Here is a 20,163-nt window from a genome sequence, read left to right on the forward strand (position 1 = left end):
GGAAGCAACTCCGCCCGCCGTAGGATCGAGCGTGTGACCCACGCACCTGCCGACCCCCGCTCCTACCGCGCCGTTCCGGCGCAGATCGACCTGCCCGCCCTGGAGCAGGGCGTCCTCGACCTCTGGCGGTCCGAGGGCACGTTCGCGGCCACGTTGGAGGCCACCCGAGACGCCCCCCGGTGGACGTTCTACGAGGGACCACCGACCGCCAACGGCACCCCGGGCACCCACCACGCCGAGGCCCGCGTCTTCAAGGACGTGTTCCCCCGGTTCAAGACCATGCAGGGCCACCACGTCGAGCGCAAGGCCGGCTGGGACTGCCACGGGCTGCCGGTCGAGATCGCGGTCGAGAAGGAGCTCGGGCTCGGCGGCAAGCCCGACATCGAGGCCTACGGGGTGGCCGAGTTCAACGCCCGGTGCCGCGAGTCGGTGCTGCGCAACGTCGACCTGTTCGAGCAGATGACCGACCGGCTGGGCTACTGGACCGACATGGCCCACCCGTACCGGACGATGGACACCGAGTACGTGCAGAGCGTCTGGTGGGCCCTGGCGCAGATCCACGCCAAGGGCCTGCTGACGGAGGACCACCGCGTCGCCCCGTACTGCCCCCGCTGCGGCACGACCCTGTCCGACCACGAGCTCGCGCAGGGCTACGAGACCATCGTCGACCCGTCGGTGTACGTGCGCTTCCCCCTCACCTCGGGCCCGTGGGAGGGGACCGACCTGCTGGTGTGGACCACGACCCCGTGGACCCTGGTCTCGAACACCGCCGTGGCCGTACAGCCGGAGGTGACCTACGTGGTCGCCACGCACGGAGACGACCGGGTCGTCGTGGCCGAGGACCTCCTCGAGGCCGCGCTCGGTGAGGGGTGGACGGTCGTCGACCGGATCCAGGGCCGAGCGATGGAACGGTGGACGTACCGCCGCCCGTTCGACCTCGTGGAGTTCCCCGTCGAGCCGGCCGCGCACTTCGTCGTGCTCGCCGACTACGTGACCACCGACGACGGCACCGGACTGGTGCACCAGTCCCCCGCGTTCGGCGCCGACGACATGGCCGTGTCGAGGGCCTACGGCCTGCCGGTCGTCAACCCGATCGGCCCCGACGGGCACTTCGCCGCCGACGTGCCGATGGTGGGCGGGGCCTTCTTCAAGGTCGCCGACGACGCCCTCGTCGCCGATCTGGTCGAGCGCGGACTGCTGTTCCGCCGGCTCGACTACGAGCACTCGTACCCGCACTGCTGGCGCTGCCACACGCCGCTGATGTACTACGCGCTGCCGGCCTGGTACATCCGCACGACGGCGGTCAAGGACCGGCTGCTCGAGGAGAACGAGAACACGGCCTGGTACCCGTCGACGATCAAGCACGGACGGTTCGGCGACTGGTTGGACAACAACATCGACTGGTCGTTGTCGCGCAGCCGCTACTGGGGCACACCCCTGCCGATCTGGCGCAACGACGCCGACCCCACCGACGTGGTGTGCGTGGAGTCGCTGACCCAGCTCTCGGACCTCACGGGCCGCGACCTGGCCGACCTGGATCCCCACCGGCCGGCCATCGACGAGGTCACCTTCACCGTGGACGGCACCCCCGGCACCTACCGCCGGGTGCCCGAGGTGATCGACGCGTGGTTCGACTCCGGAGCCATGCCGTTCGCCCAGTGGGGGTACCCGCACGCGCCCGGGTCGGCCGAGAAGTTCGAACGCGCCTACCCCGCGCAGTACATCTGCGAGGCGATCGACCAGACGCGTGGCTGGTTCTACTCGCTGATGGCGGTCGGCACCCTGGTCTTCGACCGCAGCTCGTACGAGAACGTCGTCTGCCTCGGCCACATCCTGGCCGAGGACGGCCGCAAGATGAGCAAGCACCTGGGCAACATCCTGCCGCCGATGCCGTTGATGGACGAGCACGGCGCCGATGCCCTGCGGTGGTTCATGGCGTGCTCGGGGTCGGCCTGGTCGGCCCGCCGCATCGGCCACACCGCGCTCACCGAGATCGTCCGCAAGGTGCTGCTGACCTACTGGAACACGGTCGCGTTCCAGACCCTGTACGCCCGGGCCGAGGGATGGTCACCGGCGTCCGGCGAGGTCCCCGCGGTCGCCGACCGTGAGGTCCTCGACCGCTGGGTGGTCTCCGAGCTGCACCAGCTGACGCTGGACGTCACCGCCGCCCTCGAGCGCTTCGACACCGCCGACGCCGGCGCACGGCTGGCGAGGTTCGTCGACGACGTGTCGAACTGGTACGTGCGGCGCTCACGTCGTCGCTTCTGGCGCGGCGACGTCGCCGCGTTCGCCACCCTGCACGAGACGATCGACGTGCTGACCCGGCTGATGGCGCCCCTGGTGCCGTTCGTGACCGAGCGGGTGTGGCAGGACGTGGTGCGACCCACCGACCCCGACGCGGCCGCGTCGGTGCACCTGGCCGCCTGGCCCGTCGCCGACACCTCCTTGATCGTCGACGGTCTGGCCGACCGGGTCGACCTGGCCCGCCGCGTGACCGAGCTCGGTCGCGCCGCCCGCGCCGAGGCGAAGGTGCGCACCCGTCAGCCCCTGCGCCGGGCCCTCGTGGCGTCCACGGCCCACTCCCGGCTCGGCGACGAGCTGCGGGCCCAGGTCTGCGACGAGCTGAACATCGGCGAGCTCGCCTCGCTGGCCGAGGCGGGCGGCGACGTCGTCGACCACACGGCCAAGGGCAACTTCCGGTCACTCGGCCGGCGGTTCGGCCCCCGCACGCCGCTGGTCGCTGCCGCGGTGGAGGCGGCCGACGCCGCCGCGCTCGCCGCCGACCTGGCCGCCCACGGCACCGCCACCGTCACCGTGGAGGGCGAGGACGTCGAGGTCGGCCCCGACGACGTGATCGTGTCCGAGCGCCCCCGGGAGGGCTGGTCGGTGGTGAACGACCAGGGTGAGACGGTCGCACTGGACCTGGAGCTGGACGACGAGCTGCGTCGGGCGGGCCGGGCTCGCGAGATCATCCGCGCCGTGCAGGAGGCGCGCAAGGCGTCGGGCTTCGACATCACCGACCGGATCTCGCTGGCCTGGACCGGTGGGGAGCCGGTGGCCGACGCCGTCGGGACCCACCTCGACCTGATCGCCGACGAGGTGCTGGCCACCGACGTGCACCGGCTGGACGGTGATCACGCGTTCCACGACGAGGAGCTCGGTTTCGCCTTCAGCCTCACCCGGCAGTAGTCGGTCCGGCACGCAGAAGGGGCCCGATCCGTGACGGATCGGGCCCCCTCGTGCGAGACGTGCAGCGTGCTCGGCTCAGACGTCCTCGTCGCCCAGCAGCGACCGCAACCGGCGCGGGGCCGGGTCGGCGGCGTGGCTGGAACCTCCTGCTGCCGGGGCCTCGGACTCCGGTGAGGTCTGCGCGCTGCTGAGCTGCTCGAGCTGGCTCTGGAAGTAGTTCTTGAGCCGCGCGCGGTACTCGCGCTCGTAGGCGCGCAGGTGCTCGACCTCGCGCTGGAGCTCGTAGCGCTCCCGCTCGATGGTGGCGATCGCCTGCTCGCGACGCTCCTTGGTCTCGTCGTCGAGCTTCTGCGACCGGATGCGGGCGTCGGTCTCGACCCGGTCGGCCTTGCCGCGCGCCTCGGTGGTGAGTCGCTCGGCCTTGACCTTGGCCTCACCGACGATGCGGTCGGCCTCCTCCTTGGCCGCTTCCATCAGCTGGTCGGCGTTGGTGGAGGCGATCTCGAGCAGGCGGGCGGCAGCGGAGGACGCGTCGGCGACCGTCGGCGTGGCGCGGACCGGCTCGGGCTCGGGGGCCTTGGCGACCGGCTCCGGCTCGGGCTCGGGCTCCGGCTCGGGCTCCGGTGCGCGTTCGACGACCGGCGCGGCCGGGGCCTGCTGGGCCAGGGAGGGGATCAGACCGGTCGGCTCACCGGTGGAGGCAGCCGCCACCTTGGCCCGCAGCTCGTCGTTCTCGACCGTGAGGCGCTCGAGCTCGGCCTCGACCTCGTCGAGGAACTGGTCGACCTCGCCCATGTCGTAACCCTCGCGGAGGCGGACGGGCGTGAATCGCTTGTTGCGCACGTCCTCGGGCGTCAGGGGCATGAGTTCACCTCGTGGTTGGAGAAAAGTCGATTGATTACCGGGCCCACCGTACTCCGTCGCCGCTCACACCTGCCACAGGAGTACCGGTGGTGCTGCCGCGTGTCGCTCACGTCATCGTTGCGGTGACGACGGCCATCAGGATCTGGATCCCGATCAGCAGCACCAAGGGCGACAGGTCGAGCGCGACCCCACCCAGACGCACCGGCGGGATCACCCGCCGGATGGCACGCAGCGGCGGGTCGGTGACCATGTAGATGCCCTCGCACAGCACCGCCACGAAACCGCTGGGTCGCCAGTTGCGAGCCAGGAGCTGCACCCAGTCGATGACGAACCGGGCCAGGAGCAGCACGATCGCCACCCACAGGACAGAGTTGATCGCAGAAGCGACGCCGGCCATGGATCTCAGTTCTGGTCGTAGAAACTGCCGCCCGCGATGCGCTGCTTGTCCTCGTCGGAGACCAGGACGTTCTCGGGGCTGAGCAGGAACACCTTGTCGGTGACCCGGGTAATGGAACCATGCACCGCAAAAACCAGCCCGGCGGCGAAGTCGACGAGGCGCTTGGCGTCATCGACCTCGATCTCGGAGAGGTTCATGATGACGGGCACACCGGCCCGGAAGTTCTCGCCCACCGCCCGCGCGTCGTTGTACGTGCGCGGCGTGACGGTCTCGATCCGTGAGAGGTCGCGACCGGCGGTGCGCGGGGCGGGGCGCCGGCGCTCGTCGATGCTGGCGACCGTCGCCGGACGCACGACCGACGGCGTGCGCTGCTCACGCGCCGCGGGCGCGGGCTCGTCGTCGAGGATCTCGTCGTAGTCGGCCTGCTCGACCAGGCCGAGGTACTCGCCCATCTTCCGCATTGCGCCAGCCATGAGTGCCCCTTGTTCCTACCGCTGCGTGGTCCTGCCGGTGTCTGAATGACACCAGTGAGATTACCCGAGTGCCGGCCGTTCGCCGAGTATCGAGCGCCCGACACGCAGGTGTGTCGCACCGGCGGCGACGGCCTGCTCGAGGTCGGCACTCATGCCCGCCGAGATCGTCGTGGCACCGGGGTGGTCGCGTCGCACCGCCTCGGCGATCTCGCGCAGGTCGTCGAAGACCCCGAGCGCCGGCACCCCCAGGGGGGCCACGGTCATCACCCCGTCCAGACGCAGGCCCTCGGCGTCGGCGACCAGCGCGGCGAGCCGCTCGACCTCTGCGGGGAGGGCGCCGGAGCGGCCGTCGGACTCCTGCCCGTGGGCCGGTCCGAGGTCGACCTGCACCAGCGCTCCGAGCTCGCGGCCGGCGGCGACGGCCCCGCGGGACAACGAGGCGACCAGCTTGGGCCGGTCGACGCTGTGCACGACATCGGCGTATCGCGTCACGGCTCCCGCCTTGTTGGTCTGCACCGCACCGAGGAAGTGCCAGGTGAGGTCGGCCGCGACCTCCTCGGCCTTGCGGCCCGCCTCGGGGTGCCGGTTCTCGCCCACGTGCCGGACACCGAGGTCGGCCAGGATCTCGACGTCGGACGCCGGGTGGGTCTTGGTGACGACGACCAGGGTGATGTCGGCCCGACGCCGCCCGGCCCCGGCGCACGCGGCGTCGATGCGCGCCTCGACGGCCCGCAGACCGGCGGCCAGCTCCTCGCGCCGACTCATCGGCGCACCGCCACCATGCCGAACCGGCCGGCATCGCCCCGGCGGTGCGAGAAGTACCGGTCGTCCTCCAGGGTGCAGGCCGACAGGTCGTGGACCGTGGCACGGGCCCGGTTCAGCTGGTCCACGACGCCGGCTCCCAGGTCGGCCGCCGGCGTGCCCCAGCTGGTGGTGGAACGGGTCGCGGGGACGGCCGCGGCGACCTCGTCGGCCAGGGCCGCGGGCAGCTCGTAGCAGCGACCGCAGACGTGCGGGCCGACCCAGGCATGGACCGCTGACGCCCCGCGCTCGCGCAGCGCACCGATCGCGGCCGGGACGACCCCGGAGACCACGCCGCTGCGGCCGGCGTGGACGACGCCGAGCAGACCCTCCGACGGCGCGGCGATCACCACGGGCACGCAGTCGGCCACCCGCACGAGCAGTCCCCGGTCGCGCTCGGACCCCAGGAGGGCGTCGACCGCGTCGATCTCGTCACCCGCGCCATCGGCCCAGGCGACCTCGGCGCCGTGCACCTGCCGCATCCTCACGAGGGACCGCAGGCCCAGCGCGGAGGCCAGCCGCTGCCGGTCCCCCTGGTCGACCAGGTCGAGCTCCCGGTCGGTGACGACCACCTCGACCGCGCCGTGGGTGACACGCCGGGCGAACACTCAGCGCAGGAAGTCGGGCACGTCGAGGTCGTCGCCGTACTCCACGGGCATCGGCTCGAGCGTCGGCCGGGGCGCGTCGACCGCGGGCGGACGTGCCCCGTCGAGGTGCGGGTCCGGCGGCAGGTAGGTGGCTCCGGGGGTGGACTCGGGGGCCGTCGGGCTCTGGTCGCGCAGCAGGGCCGGCTGCGAGGCGTCACGGACCTTCGGCTCGCCGCCGTCGAACCCCGCGGCGATGACGGTGACCCGGACCTCGTCGCCCAGGGCGTCGTCGATGACCGCACCGAAGATGATGTTGGCGTCGGGGTGGACCGCGTCGCTGACCAGACCCGCGGCCTCGTTGATCTCGAACAGCCCGAGGTCCGAACCGCCGGCGATCGACAGCAGCACGCCGCGGGCCCCCTCGATGGACGCCTCGAGCAGCGGGCTGGACACCGCCATCTCGGCGGCCACGGCCGCCCGGGAGTCGCCCCGGGCCGAACCGATGCCCATCAGCGCCGAGCCGGCGTCGGACATGACCGACTTGACGTCGGCGAAGTCGAGGTTGATCAGGCCCGGGGTGGTGATGAGGTCGGTGATGCCGGAGACACCCTGGTGGAGCACCTGGTCGGCCTGACGGAAGGAGTCGAGCAGGCTGACGTTGGGATCGCTGATGGAGAGCAGTCGGTCGTTCGGGATGACGATGAGCGTGTCGACCTCGTCGCGCAGCGCCTGGATGCCCACGTCGGCCTGGTTGGAGCGGTTGCGGCCCTCGAACTTGAACGGGCGGGTGACCACACCGATGGTGAGAGCGCCGAGCGACCGCGCGATGCGGGCCACGACCGGGGCACCGCCGGTGCCGGTGCCGCCGCCCTCGCCGGCGGTGACGAAGACCATGTCGGCGCCCTTGATGGCGGCCTCGATCTCCTCGGCGTGGTCCTCGGCCGCACGCTTGCCGATGTCGGGGTTGGCGCCGGCGCCCAGACCGCGGGTGGAGTCGCGACCGACGTCGAGCTTCACGTCGGCGTCGCTCATCAGCAGCGCCTGCGCGTCGGTGTTGATCGCGATGAACTCGACCCCCTTGAGGCCGACCTCGATCATCCGGTTGACGGCGTTGACGCCGCCACCACCGATGCCGACGACCTTGATCACGGCGAGATAGTTCTGGACAGCCATGGCTGCGTCCTTCCGACTGCTTCCGAGTGCTCGAACTATGACCCTGAGGTAGAGGGTTATAGTTATGTCAACCTGCTCCACTGAGAACGGTACGGGCGACGACCCACCCTGCGGCCCCGACACGCCGGGCCGGGGCGAGCAACCGGCGCGGATCAGCCGCGCGTCGTGGGCTGCTCGGGAGCACTGACGTCGTACTCGCTGGCCTGCACGCTGGCGAGCAGGGCCGTGAGCACGGTGAGCTTGTCCTCCCCGGCCTCCGCGCTGCCCCACCGGACCGTCCGACCGTCCACCAACCGGAACGTCACGGAGTCCTGGCTCTCGGCCGAGGCGGACGCGATCTGCCCGACCAGCCCCGGGTCGGCCGATCGCAGCTCCGCGAGCACCGACCCCAGGCTCTCCAGGGCCTGCTGACGCCGCCGGGGATCGTCGGTGGACACCTCGACGGCCGTGACGGGCGGTGGTTCGGGATAGTCGCGGAACACCGCACCGAACCGGTCGACCCCACGGATGGCACCGTCGGCCATGATCCAGGCCACCGCGGTGCGTTCGACCACCTCGACCGTGATCGTGCGGGGCCAGGAACGACCGACGTCGACCGACTCCACCAGCGGCAGCGCGCGCACCCGCTCCTCGACCCCGGTGACGTCGACCCGGGCGAGCGGGCGCCCCTGCGGCACCTGTGCGGCAGCCTCGACCTCGGCCGGGTCGAGGGCGCTGGTCCCCTCGACCTCGACCGACGACACGGCCAGCCACGAGGAGAACCACACCACCCACACCAGGGCGCCGACCGCCACCGTGGCGGAGAGCGCCAGCACGACCCGGCGAGCCAGGCGCAGCCGTTCGCTGCGCCGGCGACGGGCGAACCGCTCGGTGCTCACGTGACGATCCTCATGCCCTGTTCCTCATGCGCGGGCGCGGAGCAGGTCGAGGACGACCGGGCCGGCCGTCGTGATGTCGCCGGCACCGAGCGTCAGCAGCAGGTCGCCGGGACGCAGGTGGTCGAGCAGGAGGGCCGGCAGGTCGGCGACCGCCCCGCCGAGCAGCACCGGGACGCCCACGACCGCGTCGGCGACGAGCTCCGCACCGACCTGCGGGTCGGGGTCCTCCCGGGCGAGGTAGAGATCGGCCACGACGACCAGGTCGGCGGCGGACAGCTCGGCGCCCATCGCGGCGCCGAAGATCCGGGTACGGCTGACCAGGTGCGGCTGGAAGGCCACGACGAGGCGGTCGTCGCCGGCGACCTGGCGGGCCGCGGCCAGGTCGGCACGGATCTCCGTCGGGTGGTGGGCATAGGAGTCGTAGACCCGCACCCCCGCGACCTCGCCGAGCGGCTGCATGCGTCGGTGGGCCCCGGTGTAGGTGGCCAGGCCGGCCACCAGCCCGTGCGGGTCGGCGCCCAGCCGCAGGCCCGCGGCCAGAGCCATCAGGGCGTCCTGGACGTAGTGGTCGCCGGGGACGGCCAGCTCGACCGGCCCCAGCCGTTCGCGGCCACGCCAGGCCGTGAACGTCGAGCGGGTGCCGTCCACGACGACGTCGGTGCCGCGGACCTCCGCGTCGTCGGCGAAGCCGGCGAGCAGGACCTCCAGTCCGCGCTCGGCGGCCGGGGCCGCCAGGGCCCGGGCCCCCGGGTCGTCGGCACTCAGCACCACGAACTCGGCGACGGTGCCGATGAACTCGGTGAACGCCGCGGCGTAGGCCTCCTCGGTGCCCCACGTGTCGAGGTGGTCGGCGTCGACGTTGGTGACGACCGCCGCAGCGGGGTGGTAGACGAGGAAGGCCCCGTCACTCTCGTCGGCCTCGGCCACCAGCACCTCTCCGGTGCCCCGCCGGGCGTTGGCGCCCAGACTGGCGACCTCGGCACCGATCGCGAACGACGGGTCGACGCCGGCCCCGACCAACGCACAGGTCAGCATCGCGGTCGTGGTGGTCTTGCCGTGCGTCCCGGCGACGGCCACCGTGGTGTGCCCGTCCATGACCGAGCGGAGACCCGCCGACCGGGGCCACAGCCTCAGGCCGCGTCGCAGCGCCTCCACGATCTCGGGGTTGTCGTCGCGCACCGCGGTCGACGCGATGACCGTGCTGACCCCGCCCAGGTGGTCGGCGTGGTGACCCACGTGCGTCACCGCGCCGTCCCGGGCGAGCGCGTCGAGCACGGCCGACGGCTGGGCGTCGCTGCCGCTGACCGGCACACCACGCGCGAGCATCAGCCGGGCGATCGCGGACAGGCCCGCACCGCCCAGCCCGACGAAGTGCACGGCGCCGAGCTCCTCCGGCGGCTCGATCGTCGACGGGACGGCGATCCTCACCCGGGCCCCCTGCGTGGGCGGCGGGGACCGGCGGCCGCCGCGACCTCGACCAGGTCGGCCAGTCGTTCGTCGGCGTCGCGCGGCAGCAGGTCGGCCGCGGCGCGTCCCATGTGCTGCAACCGGTCGGGGTCCAGCAGGAGCGGGACGACCGCCTGGTCGACCCAGGCGGAGGTGAAGGCCGCGTCGTCGATCAGCAGCGCTCCCCCGGCCTGGACCACCGGATGGGCGTTCAGCGCCTGTTCACCGTTGCCGATCGGCAGCGGGACGAAGGCGGCCGGCAGTCCGGTGGCGGCGACCTCGGTGACGGTGTTGGCGCCGGAGCGACACACGATGAAGTCGGCCGCGGCGTAGGCCAGGTCGATGCGGTCGATGAAGTCGGTGACCACGTACGGGGGGTCGCCGTCGCGACGGTTCGGGTCGGCCTCCTCGGTGCGGCCCGCCGCGTGCAGCACCTGGATGCCGGCGGCCGCGAGGTCACGCGCCGCTCCGGACACGGCGAGGTTGATGCGCCGGGCGCCCTGCGAACCACCGGTGACCAGCAGCGTCGGACGATCGGGGTCGAGGCCGAAGTGCCGGCGTCCCTCCGCCCGCAGGGCGGCACGGTCCAGCCCCGAGATCTGCCGCCGGATCGGGAGTCCGATGCAGTCGGCGCCGGGCAGGTCGGTGCCGGGAAAGCTCGTCGCGACGTGCGGGGTGAACCGGGCTCCGAGGCGGTTGGCGATGCCCGCACGGGCGTTGCCCTCGTGCACCACGATGGGCACCCCCCGTCGGCGGGCCGCCAGGTACGCCGGCACCGAGACGTAGCCGCCGAACCCGACCACGACGTCGGGCCGGACCCGGTCGACGACGTCGGTCGCGGCGGCCACGGTGCGCCGCAGTCGCACGGGGACCTTGGCCAGGTCGGCGCCGGGTCGGCGCGGCAGCGGGACCGGCGGCACCAGCTCGAGCGGGTACCCGGCCCGCGGGATGAGCGTGACCTCGAGCCCTCGGGGGGTGCCCAGGCAGGTGATCTCGGCACCCCGCTCGCTCAGCACCTCGGCGGTGGCGAGCAGCGGTGACGTGTGTCCGGCGGTACCGCCGCCGGCCAGCAGGACGCGCACGGCTCATCGCCTCCGGGGACGCCGGCCGGCCGCGAGGGCGCGGCGCGCCCCGGGTTCGGTGAGGGCGCAGTTGGCCAGCAGACCGAGCGCGACCATGGTGACCAGCAGGCTCGACCCGCCGTAGGACATGAACGGCAGCGGGATGCCGATGACCGGCAGGAGGCCCAGCACCATGCCGATGTTGATGATGGCCTGCACGCTGAGCCAGATCGTGATGCCGATCGCGACGTAGTGGGCGAACGGGTCCGTGGTGCGCATCGCGATGCGGATGCCCGCGACCGCCAGCAGCACGAAGAGCGCCAGCACGACGAAGGACCCGAACAGGCCCAGCTCCTCGCCGACGACGGACATGACGAAGTCGGTGTGGGCGTTGGGCAGCGAACCCCACTTCTGCCGACTGCCGCCCAGACCGACCCCCCAGAACCCGCCGGTCGCCAGCGCCATCATGGAGTGGATCGACTGGTACCCGGCCTGTTCGGGGTCGGCCATGGGGTTGAGGAAGCTCAACATGCGCGACACCCGGTGCGGCGCGGTCGCCACGAAGAAGACCAGACCCACCCCCAGCGCGGTGAACACCGCGGCGAGGTGACGACCGGGCAGACCCACCGACCACAGCAGGCCGGCGAGGATCGAGAACAGCACCAGGGCCGTGCCGAGGTCCTTCTGGGCGACGATGAGCAGCGCCACGCCGCCGGCGATCGGCACGACGGGCAGCATCATCGCCCGGGTCGACCGCTTGGACCGCAGCCGCTTCTGCCGGCCCGCGTAGATGGTCGCGATCCAGATGACCAGGGCCAGCTTGGCGAACTCCGACGGCTGCAGCTGGAAACCGCCCGGCAGCGGCAGCCAGTTGCGGTTGCCGCCGACCTCGACCCCGATGCCCGGCACCAGGGTCAGTCCGATGAGCGCGACCACCCCGACCAGCGCCAGCCCGGAGAGCCGCTTGACGACGTGCAGCGGCATCTTCGCGGCGACGACGGCGCCGACCAGCCCGAGGGTCGCGAACAGTCCCTGCCGCATGACGATCGCGTAGGAGTTGTCGTAGGTGCGGTAGGCCAGCACCGAGCTGGCGCTGAGGACCATGACCAGCCCGAGCCCGACCAGCAGGGCACCGGTGCCCAGCACGAGCTGGTACGAGGCCAGCGGGCGGTCGAGGGTCCGACGGGCGGCCTCGACCAGCGCGGGGCGACGCTCGGCGGCGGTGGTCACGCCGTCACCGCCGGCGGACGGCGTCGGCGAAGGCGTCCCCGCGGTGGGCGTAGTCGCGGAACTGGTCCATCGACGCGCACCCGGGCGCCAGCAGCACCACGTCGCCGCTGCGCGCGAGCGACGTCGCTGCGTCGACGACCCGGTCCATGAGATCAGTCTCGCCGTTGAGGACCTCGATCACCGGCACCTCCGGCGCGTGTCGGCGCAGCGCGTCGCGCACCACGTCGCGGTCGGTGCCGATGAGCACGACGCCGCGCAGGTGCTCGCGGGCCGTGCCGACGAGGTCGTCGAAGGTGGCACCCTTCGCCAGTCCCCCGGCGATCCAGACGACGTGGTCGAAGGACCGCAGCGAGGCGAGCGCCGCCGCCGGGTTGGTGGCCTTGGAGTCGTCGACGTACCGGATCGCGTCGATGGTCGCGACGTCGGCGATGCGGTGGGCGTCGGGGCTGAAGCCGCGCAGGCCGTCGCGGACGGCCCGCTGGGACACCCCGTGGGCCCGCGCGAGCGCCGCGGCCGCCAGGGCGTCGGCCACCACGTGCGGTGCGGCCGGACCGGCCGGCGTGGCAAGGTCGGCGAGGGTGCCGAGCTCGGCGGCGTTGGACTGCCGGTCGACGACGAACGCCCGGTCGGCCATGACGTCCTCGACCAGGCCGATCATGCCGGGACCGGGCAGACCGAGGGTGAAGCCGATCGCCCGGCACCCCTCGACCACCTCGGCGTCGACCACGAGCTGCTCGGTGGCAGGGTCCTGCACGTTGTACACGCACGCGACCTGGGCGTGCTGGTAGATGCGCCCCTTCGCCGCGGCGTAGGCCACGTGGGACCCGTGCCAGTCCAGGTGGTCCGGCGCGACGTTCAGGACGGTGCTGGCGCGGCACGACAGCGAGGACGACCAGTGCAGCTGGTAGCTGGACAGCTCGACCGCCAGCACGTCGTACGGCTCCGGATCCATGACGGCCTCGAGGACCGGACGCCCGACGTTGCCGACGGCGGCACTGCGCAGACCGTCGGCCCGCAGGATGGCGTCGAGCATCTGCACCGTCGTGGTCTTGCCGTTGGTGCCGGTCACGCCGAGCCACGGTGCCGCGTCCTCGCCCCGCAGCCGCCAGGCGAGCTCGACCTCGCTCCACACCGGCAGGCCGCGACCGGCGGCCTCGACCAGGATCGGCGTCGAGGGCGACCAGCCGGGCGACGTCACGACCAGCGTCGGCGCGGAGGGACCGGTGGGGAGCGACGACGACGATCCGGCACCCGTGCGGATGTCTGCACCCAGGATCTCCAGCAGCGTGGCCTTCTCGGCGGCGGCGCCCTGCGGCTCGACGTCGTCGACCACGGTCACGTCGGCACCGAGGAACAGCAGGGTGTCCGCCGCGGCGTACCCGCTCACGCCGAGACCGGCCACGACCGCACGGACCCCCTCCCAGGACTCCCGCCCCAGGGTGGTCGGGTCGGGTCCTGAGGACGCGCTCCCGGTCACAGGCCGGAGACCCATTCCCAGTAGAAGATGCCCAGGCCGGTCGCGACGCAGAGCGCGCTGATGAGCCAGAACCGGACCACGATCGTGATCTCGGCCCAGCCGAGCAGCTCGAAGTGGTGCTGCAGCGGAGCCATCCGGAAGATCCGCTTGCCCCCGGAGAGCTTGAAGTAGCCGACCTGCAGGATCACCGACGCCGTGATCGCGACGAAGAGTCCGCCGAGCACGATGAGCAGCAGCTCGGTGCGGGTCATCAGGGCGAAGCCGGCCATCGCGCCACCGAGCGACAGGGAGCCGGTGTCACCCATGAAGATCTTCGCCGGTGACGCGTTCCACCACAGGAAGCCGACGCAGGCGCCGGTGAGGGCCGAGGCCACCACCGCCAGGTCGAGCGGGTCGCGGACCTCGTAGCACTTCGGCCCGGGGAACGTGCTGCAGTTCTGGTTGCTCTGCCAGATGTTGATCAGCACGAAGGCGCCGAACACCATGGCCGAGGCGCCGGTGGCCAGGCCGTCGAGGCCGTCGGTGAGGTTGACCCCGTTGCTCGTCGCCGCGACCAGCAGCAGCACCCACAGGACCAGCAGCACGGTGGGCAGCTCCCAGCCCTGCAGGTCGCGCGTGAAGCTCACGAACCGCGTGATCGGGGTCCGGCCCGACTCGTCCTCCATGCGGATGGCCAGCACCGCGAAGACCAGGCCCACGGCGATCTGCCCGATCATCTTGGCCTTGCTGCGCAAGCCGAGGCTCCGCTGGCGGGAGATCTTGATGTAGTCGTCGAGGAACCCGATCGCCCCGAGACCGCAGAACAGGAACAGCAGCAACCAGGCCGACGCGCTCGGGGCGAACCCGGTGGCGATCTTGGCCGCTGCGTACCCGAGCAGCACCGCCAGGATGATGACGAGACCACCCATCGTGGGCGTGCCGCGCTTGGTGTGGTGCGACGTCGGCCCGTCGTCGCGGATGAGCTGCCCGTAGTTCTTGGCGACCAGCACGCGGATCGCGACCCGGGTGCCCAGCAACGTCACCAACAGGCTGATCCCACCGGCGATCAGGATGGCCAACATCGTGGGGCGTCCTCTCGGTCGTCGGTGGATGGGCGCTCTGGAGCCTCAGACCCCCTCGGAAGTATGCCGTGCGTCGGCCAGCAATGCGGTGACGACTCGCTCGAGTCGGGCACTTCGCGACGCCTTGACCAGCACCAGGTCGCCGGGACCCACCTGCTCGTGCAGCAGCTCGACCGCGGCTGCGACATCCGGCACGCCGGTCGCGAGAGCTCCCGCGCCCTCGACCACCGGTGAGGCTCCGGGCCCGACGGCCACGACCAGCCCGATCCCGAGCTCACGGGCGAGCGCCCCGATCCGCCGGTGGTGGTCGGCGGAGTCCGCCCCGAGCTCCAGCATCTCCCCCAGCACGACCACGGTGCGGCCACCGTCGCCGGGGGCGCCCAGGTCGGCCACCGAGCGCAGGGCGGCCGCGACCGACTCGGGGTTGGCGTTGTACGAGTCGTCGACGACGACCAGCCCGTCCGGCCGCACGTGCCGCGCCATCCGGTGGGGGGACCGGACGGTGGCCGTGGCCAGCCGGGCGGCGACGGTCGCCAGGTCGACGCCGAGGGCGACGGCCACCGCGGCCGTGGCCGCGGCGTTGGACCCGTGGTGCCCGCCGATCTGCGGCAGCACGAAGGTCTCGCGGTCGGGCCCGTGGGCCAGGGTGATCCGGGGGTGGCCGGCGGCGTCGGTCAACAGGTCGACGAGCCGGACGTCACCGCCGCGCCCGAAGGTCAGCACCTGTCCGGCGGTACGGCCCGCCATCGCCGCGACCCGTGGGTCGTCGGCGTTGAGCACCGCGGTCCCCCCGGGGCCGAGCGCCTCGACCAGCTCACCCTTGGCCACCGCCGTGTCGTCGACGCTGCCGAACTCGCCCTGGTGGGCCGTACCGACGTTGAGGACGACCGCGACGTCGGGTGGACTGATCCGGCAGAGCGCGGCGATGTGACCTCGACCGCGGGCCCCCATCTCCACGACCAGGTAGCGGGTCGAGGGATCCGCCCGCAGCACGGTCAGCGGCACCCCGAGCTCGTTGTTGAACGACCCGGTCGGGGCGACGGTCGGCGCGAGCGGCTCCAGGACGTGCGCGAGCAGGTCCTTGGTGCTGGTCTTGCCGCTCGAGCCGGTCAGCCCGACGGTGCTGAGCCGGTCGAGCCGGTCGTGGGTCGCCCGCGCGAGCAGGCCGAGCGCCACCGTGGCGTCGGGGACCAGCACGTGCGGCGCCGCCACCGGGCGGGTGCACAGCACGGCCGCGGCACCGGCCCGTACCGCGGCCTCGGCGTAGGCGTGCCCGTCGACGTGCTCCCCCGGGATCGCCACGAAGAGGCCGCCGGGCGGCACGTCGCGGGAGTCGATCGTCGCCGGTCCGGTGACCCGTGCCCGTCCGTGGGCGGTCCCGCCTGTGGCCGCGGCGATCCCCTCGAGGTCCAGCTCGATCACGGCGTCGCCCCGAGCAGCTCCTCGAGCACGGCGCGGTCGCTGAAGGGGTGCACCACCCCGTCGATCTCCTGGCCCTGCTCGTGCCCCTTGCCGGCGACGACCACGGTGTCGCCCAGCCGGGCACCGGCGACGGCGTGGGCGATCGCCTCACGCCGGTCGCCGATCTCGACCACCTCTGCCGGACCTCCACGGGCACCGGCCAGCAGGTCGGCCCGGATCGCCGCCGGCCGCTCGCTGCGGGGGTTGTCGTCGGTGACCACGACCAGGTCGGCGTGCCGCGCGGCCGCCTCCCCCATCAGGGGCCGCTTGCCGTGGTCGCGGTCGCCGCCGGCACCGATCACCATGACCAGGCGTCCCGGGGTCACCGGGCGCAGGGCCGTCAGGACCGCCGTGACGGCATCGGGCTTGTGCGCGTAGTCGACGACGGCGGTGAACGGCTGACCGCGGTCGACCCGCTCCATCCGGCCCGGCACACCGGGACTCGCCGCGATCCCGGCCGCCAGGTCCGCCGGGTCGTGTCCCTCCGGCGCCAGGGCCGCCACCACCGCGAGGGCGTTGGAGACGTTGAACCGGCCGGGCAGCGGGACGGACAGGTCGATCTCCAGGCCCGCAGGACCCAGCACCTCCAGGTCGGTCCCCAGTCGGTGCGGGCGGACGTTGGCAGCGCGCCAGTCGGCCGCGCGCCCGTCGGTGGAGAAGGTCGTCACCGGCAGATCGGTGCGGTCCAGCAGCCGCCGACCGTGGTCGTCGTCGACGTTCACCACCGCGCGCCGGGCATGGTCGGGCGTGAACAGCATCGCCTTGGCGTCGAAGTAGTCGGCGAGGTCGTCGTGGAAGTCGAGGTGGTCACGCCCGAGGTTCAGGAACACCGCGACGTCGAACGCGAACCCGTCGACCCGTCCCTTCACGAGCGCGTGGCTGGAGACCTCCATGGCGCAGACGTCGACGGCCTCCTCGCGCATGACCGCGAACAGTGCCTGGAGCGCCGGCGCCTCGGGGGTCGTCAGGCTCGAGGCGACCGGGCGGCCCCCGATCCTGGTGCCGATCGTGCCGATCACCCCCACGGTCCCGCCGACGGCCGACTCGGCGAGGTACGTCGTGGTGGTCTTGCCCTGGGTGCCGGTGACCCCGAGGGTCGTGAAGGCGGAGGTGGGGTGGTCGTGCAGCCACGCGCCGAGGCGCCCGAGGACCTCTCGCGGGTCGTCGACCACCACCCGCGGCAGCCGCCGGGCGGCCCCTTCTGTGGCGTCGAGCACCGCGGCTCCGGCCGGGTCGGTCAGGACGGCGACCGCACCGCGCTCGGCGGCCTGGTCGGCGTAGGCCGCGCCGTGGGCCCGACCTCCCGGGACGGCCGCGAACAGGTCACCGGGACAGCAGTCGGAGGTGCCGAGCGTCAGGCCGGTCACGCTCGGGTCGACCGGCGGGGGCCGGACACCCAACTGCCGGGCCACCTCGACCAGTCCGCGGGACGGCGGGGTCGTCGGCCGGTGACGGAGCAGGTCGGTCATCGCAGGAGCCTATCGCCGTGAGCCGGAGCCGGAGGAAGCGGCATTGTGGTTATCGGACTTTCCCCGATAAAGTCGAATTCATGGCAAAGAAGACGATATCGGCCTATTTCTCCGACCTGAGCGGCGAGGAGATCACGACGGCCGGACCCACCGTGTACTTCGCGCTCGACGGGGTGGGGTACGAGATCGACCTGACCGAGTCCGAGCACACCGCGCTGCGTGACGTGCTCGCTCCGTACACGGCCCTGGCCCGGCGCGCGGCCGGCGGCCGGCGCACGGGGTCGACGGGTGCCGCCTCGGGGCCCGCCCCGAAGGACGTCCGGGCCTGGGCGGTCGAGCAGGGTCTCGACGTCCCCTCGCGCGGCCGCATCCCGGCCTCGATCTCCGAGGCCTACACCGCCGCGCACTGACGCCGGGACGCCGTCGCGCCGGCTCACGACTGCACCTTCACGAGTGGCCCCTCACGGCCGGCCCGTCACCACTCCTGCGGCACCACGGGACTCGGCGCGCCCGTCGGCACGACGCCGAACCGCTCCAGCGCCATCGACATGATGTCGTGGAACACCGGGGCGGCCGTGGAGCCACCGCCGGCGTTGGAGTGCGGCCGGTCCAGCACGATGTAGGTGAGGAAGCGGGGCGCGTCGGCCGGGGCGAACCCGACGAACGAGACCGTGTTCTGGCCCCTGATGTAGCGGCCGGTGGCCGGGTCCACGCGCCACGCGGTGCCGGTCTTGCCGGCCACGCGGTACCCGGGGATCTGGGCCGCCGGCGCAGTGCCGTCGTCAGCGGTCACCGCCTCCATCATCCGGGTCACCTGTCGGGCGGCCTCGGTGGAGATGATCTGGCGCGGCTCGTCGACCGGCGCGTCCGTCCGGTGACCCTCGGCGTCCTGGAACCCCGCGACCACGGTCGGCTCGCAGATCGAGCCGGCATTGGCGATGGCGCCGACCGCCCGCACCACCTGCATCGCCGTCACCGAGATGCCCTGCCCGAACGAGATGGTGGCGTGGTTCGCGCGGGTCCACCCGGCGTGGTCGGCCAGGATGCCGGCCGACTCGCCGGGCAGGTCCACCCCGCTGGGCTGACCGAACCCGAACCGGGTCAGGTAGTCGTGCATGGTGGCGTCGTCCATCTGCTGGGCCGCCACGATGGTGCCGAGGTTGGACGACTTGGCGACGACCCCGGCGGCGGTGAGCTGCAGGGTGCCGTGCTCCCAGTAGTCGCCGATGGGGAAGTTGTCGATCACCATGCCGCCGGGGACGACGATCGGTGTCTCGGGGGCGATTTTGCCCTGGTCGGCGAGCGCCGCCATGGTGATCGTCTTCATCACCGAGCCGGGCTCGTACACCGTCTGCAGGCTCCTGGCCACGGTGCGGGAGTCGTTCATGTCCGACCGCGTGTCGGCGTCGAACGTCGGCACCTGGGAGAGCTGCACGATCTCGCAGGTCCGGACGTCCATCGTCACGGCCAGGCCCCAGTCGGCCCCCGCCCCCTGCACGGCCTCGGCCAGGCGCTGGTCGGCGTACCACTGCAGGTCGCGGTCGATCGTCGTGACGACGTCCTCACCGGGCACCATCGCGACGACGTCGCTGTCGGCGAGCGGGATGCGCTGACCCGTGGGCGAGACGACGTCGGTGCTGGTGCCGTCGGTGCCCGCGAGCCGGTCCTGGTACTGCTGCTCCAACCCGGCGACGCCGTTGCCCTCGTCGTTGAGGTAGCCGAGCAGGTTCGCGGCGAGCGAACCGGCCGGGTAGGTGCGCAGGCTCTCCTTCTCGCTGAAGACACCGGCCAGGCCGGCCTCCCGCAGTGCGGTCAGCGCCTGCTCGGCCGACCAAGCCGGGATGTCCTTGACGAGGTAGACGAACCGCGAGTCCGGCGTGCGCAGCTGGTCGATCGTGGCGAAGTAGTCGATCTGGTCACCGAGCTGCTCCCGCAGGATGCTGGCGATCTCGGGGGCGTTCTCGGCCGTCAGCTGCGGGTCGGCGGTGAGGGTCAGTCCGCTGACGCTGCTCGCGAGCGGGACCCCGTTGCGGTCCAGGATCTCGCCCCGCTCGGCAGGGACGAGGGTGGAGCGGGTCCCCGCGTCGGACGCCATGGCGGCGTAGGCGCTGGTGTCGAAGCCCTGGATCTGCAGGAGCCGGACCCCGAACACCGCGAACATCACCATGATCACGACGAGACCGAAACGCAGGCGGCGCCGGGTCAGCACCTGCCGGCGGGTCACGGGTTCACCCCCGCCACGTTGGTGTTGCCCTCGGCCGGCTGCGGGACGCCGATCACGGCCCCGTCGGACGGGCGGAGGAAGACCGGGTTGGCGTTGGGCACCATGCCCAGCCGCAGTGCCGCGGCGGCGACAGCCGACGGTCCGGACCGGCGTTCGGCGTCGCGCTGCAGCTGTTGCTGCTGGATGCGCAGGTCCGCGGCCTGACCCGACAGCTCGGCCAGTCGGAACGACTGGTCCTGCAGGGCGGTGTTGGTGACGATCAGCCCGACCAGCCCGGCCGACAGCAGGGCGGCGACGACGGCGACGAAGGGCGCCTGACGCGCCCGGCTGCGGGCCGGTGCGACGACGCGCAGCACCCGGGCGCGGGCGGCC

17 protein-coding genes and 1 pseudogene are annotated in these 20,163 nt (G+C 72.6%); 2 read left to right on the forward strand and 16 right to left on the reverse strand.

The window, feature by feature from the left end; translation table 11 throughout:
• The first annotated feature begins 33 nt into the window (after positions 1-33).
• Positions 34-3,189: an isoleucine--tRNA ligase gene (ileS, locus tag HMPREF0063_RS07515; protein ID WP_007078063.1), complete on the forward strand. Its 3,156-nt coding sequence runs from the start codon at positions 34-36 to the stop codon at positions 3,187-3,189.
• 75 nt (positions 3,190-3,264) lie between these two features.
• Here the strand turns inward: ileS and HMPREF0063_RS07520 are convergent, their stop codons facing one another.
• The 14 genes and pseudogenes from HMPREF0063_RS07520 to HMPREF0063_RS07585 all read right to left on the reverse strand — a co-directional run bounded on the left by HMPREF0063_RS07520 (position 3,265) and on the right by HMPREF0063_RS07585 (position 17,567).
• Positions 3,265-4,053, reverse strand: a complete 789-nt coding sequence (locus HMPREF0063_RS07520) for a DivIVA domain-containing protein (protein WP_007078064.1) — start codon at positions 4,051-4,053, stop codon at positions 3,265-3,267.
• A gap of 106 nt (positions 4,054-4,159) precedes the next feature.
• On the reverse strand, positions 4,160-4,450 hold the full coding sequence (locus HMPREF0063_RS07525) for a YggT family protein (RefSeq protein WP_007078065.1): 291 nt from the start codon (positions 4,448-4,450) through the stop codon (positions 4,160-4,162).
• Positions 4,451-4,455: 5 nt separating this feature from the next.
• Positions 4,456-4,923 carry a cell division protein SepF gene (locus HMPREF0063_RS07530; protein ID WP_040320178.1) on the reverse strand — a complete coding sequence of 156 codons (468 nt, stop codon included), beginning with the start codon at positions 4,921-4,923 and terminating at the stop codon, positions 4,456-4,458.
• Positions 4,924-4,983: 60 nt separating this feature from the next.
• Positions 4,984-5,688 carry a YggS family pyridoxal phosphate-dependent enzyme gene (locus tag HMPREF0063_RS07535; RefSeq protein ID WP_007078067.1) on the reverse strand — a complete coding sequence of 235 codons (705 nt, stop codon included), beginning with the start codon at positions 5,686-5,688 and terminating at the stop codon, positions 4,984-4,986.
• Positions 5,685-6,332, reverse strand: coding sequence for a purine nucleoside phosphorylase YfiH/LACC1 family protein (locus tag HMPREF0063_RS07540; RefSeq protein ID WP_007078068.1), 648 nt, complete (start codon positions 6,330-6,332; stop codon positions 5,685-5,687). Before HMPREF0063_RS07540 ends, HMPREF0063_RS07535 begins: the two co-directional genes overlap by 4 nt.
• A gap of 174 nt (positions 6,333-6,506) precedes the next feature.
• Positions 6,507-7,484, reverse strand: a pseudogene (ftsZ, locus tag HMPREF0063_RS07545) (cell division protein FtsZ); the annotation flags it as partial.
• A 152-nt stretch (positions 7,485-7,636) separates the two neighbouring features.
• Positions 7,637-8,362, reverse strand: a complete 726-nt coding sequence (locus HMPREF0063_RS07550) for a cell division protein FtsQ/DivIB (protein ID WP_007078070.1) — start codon at positions 8,360-8,362, stop codon at positions 7,637-7,639.
• A 24-nt stretch (positions 8,363-8,386) separates the two neighbouring features.
• On the reverse strand, positions 8,387-9,790 hold the full coding sequence (murC, locus tag HMPREF0063_RS07555) for a UDP-N-acetylmuramate--L-alanine ligase (RefSeq protein ID WP_007078071.1): 1,404 nt from the start codon (positions 9,788-9,790) through the stop codon (positions 8,387-8,389).
• Complete coding sequence (murG, locus tag HMPREF0063_RS07560) at positions 9,787-10,890, reverse strand: undecaprenyldiphospho-muramoylpentapeptide beta-N-acetylglucosaminyltransferase (protein ID WP_007078072.1); 1,104 nt, start codon at positions 10,888-10,890, stop codon at positions 9,787-9,789. The genes murC and murG overlap by 4 nt, the downstream gene beginning before the upstream one ends.
• Positions 10,891-10,893: 3 nt before the next feature.
• Positions 10,894-12,099 carry a putative lipid II flippase FtsW gene (gene ftsW / locus HMPREF0063_RS07565; RefSeq protein WP_007078073.1) on the reverse strand — a complete coding sequence of 402 codons (1,206 nt, stop codon included), beginning with the start codon at positions 12,097-12,099 and terminating at the stop codon, positions 10,894-10,896.
• A 4-nt stretch (positions 12,100-12,103) separates the two neighbouring features.
• Positions 12,104-13,591: a UDP-N-acetylmuramoyl-L-alanine--D-glutamate ligase gene (gene murD, locus HMPREF0063_RS07570; protein ID WP_007078074.1), complete on the reverse strand. Its 1,488-nt coding sequence runs from the start codon at positions 13,589-13,591 to the stop codon at positions 12,104-12,106.
• Positions 13,573-14,637 (reverse strand): phospho-N-acetylmuramoyl-pentapeptide-transferase, encoded by a 1,065-nt coding sequence (gene mraY / locus HMPREF0063_RS07575; RefSeq protein WP_007078075.1) that lies wholly within the window; start codon positions 14,635-14,637, stop codon positions 13,573-13,575. The genes murD and mraY overlap by 19 nt, the downstream gene beginning before the upstream one ends.
• Positions 14,638-14,682: 45 nt before the next feature.
• Positions 14,683-16,059, reverse strand: coding sequence for a UDP-N-acetylmuramoyl-tripeptide--D-alanyl-D-alanine ligase (locus HMPREF0063_RS07580; RefSeq protein WP_007078076.1), 1,377 nt, complete (start codon positions 16,057-16,059; stop codon positions 14,683-14,685).
• Positions 16,056-17,567 (reverse strand): UDP-N-acetylmuramoyl-L-alanyl-D-glutamate--2,6-diaminopimelate ligase, encoded by a 1,512-nt coding sequence (locus HMPREF0063_RS07585; protein ID WP_007078077.1) that lies wholly within the window; start codon positions 17,565-17,567, stop codon positions 16,056-16,058. The genes HMPREF0063_RS07580 and HMPREF0063_RS07585 overlap by 4 nt, the downstream gene beginning before the upstream one ends.
• An 80-nt stretch (positions 17,568-17,647) precedes the next feature.
• Here HMPREF0063_RS07585 and HMPREF0063_RS07590 point away from each other — a divergent pair, with 80 nt between their 5' ends.
• Entirely contained in the window at positions 17,648-17,977 is a 330-nt protein-coding gene (locus tag HMPREF0063_RS07590; protein ID WP_007078078.1) for a histone-like nucleoid-structuring protein Lsr2, read from the forward strand.
• Between the two features lie 65 nt (positions 17,978-18,042).
• Here HMPREF0063_RS07590 and HMPREF0063_RS07595 read toward each other — a convergent pair whose 3' ends face one another.
• Together HMPREF0063_RS07595 and ftsL are read right to left on the reverse strand one after the other, a co-directional pair.
• Positions 18,043-19,791, reverse strand: a complete 1,749-nt coding sequence (locus HMPREF0063_RS07595) for a peptidoglycan D,D-transpeptidase FtsI family protein (protein WP_007078079.1) — start codon at positions 19,789-19,791, stop codon at positions 18,043-18,045.
• Positions 19,788-20,163 (reverse strand): cell division protein FtsL (gene ftsL, locus HMPREF0063_RS07600; RefSeq protein WP_007078080.1); only part of this gene is annotated, 376 nt, incomplete at its 5' end. The genes HMPREF0063_RS07595 and ftsL, both read right to left, overlap by 4 nt.

This window comes from Aeromicrobium marinum DSM 15272 (assembly GCF_000160775.2).
Classification (GTDB): Bacteria; Actinomycetota; Actinomycetes; order Propionibacteriales; family Nocardioidaceae; genus Aeromicrobium; species Aeromicrobium marinum.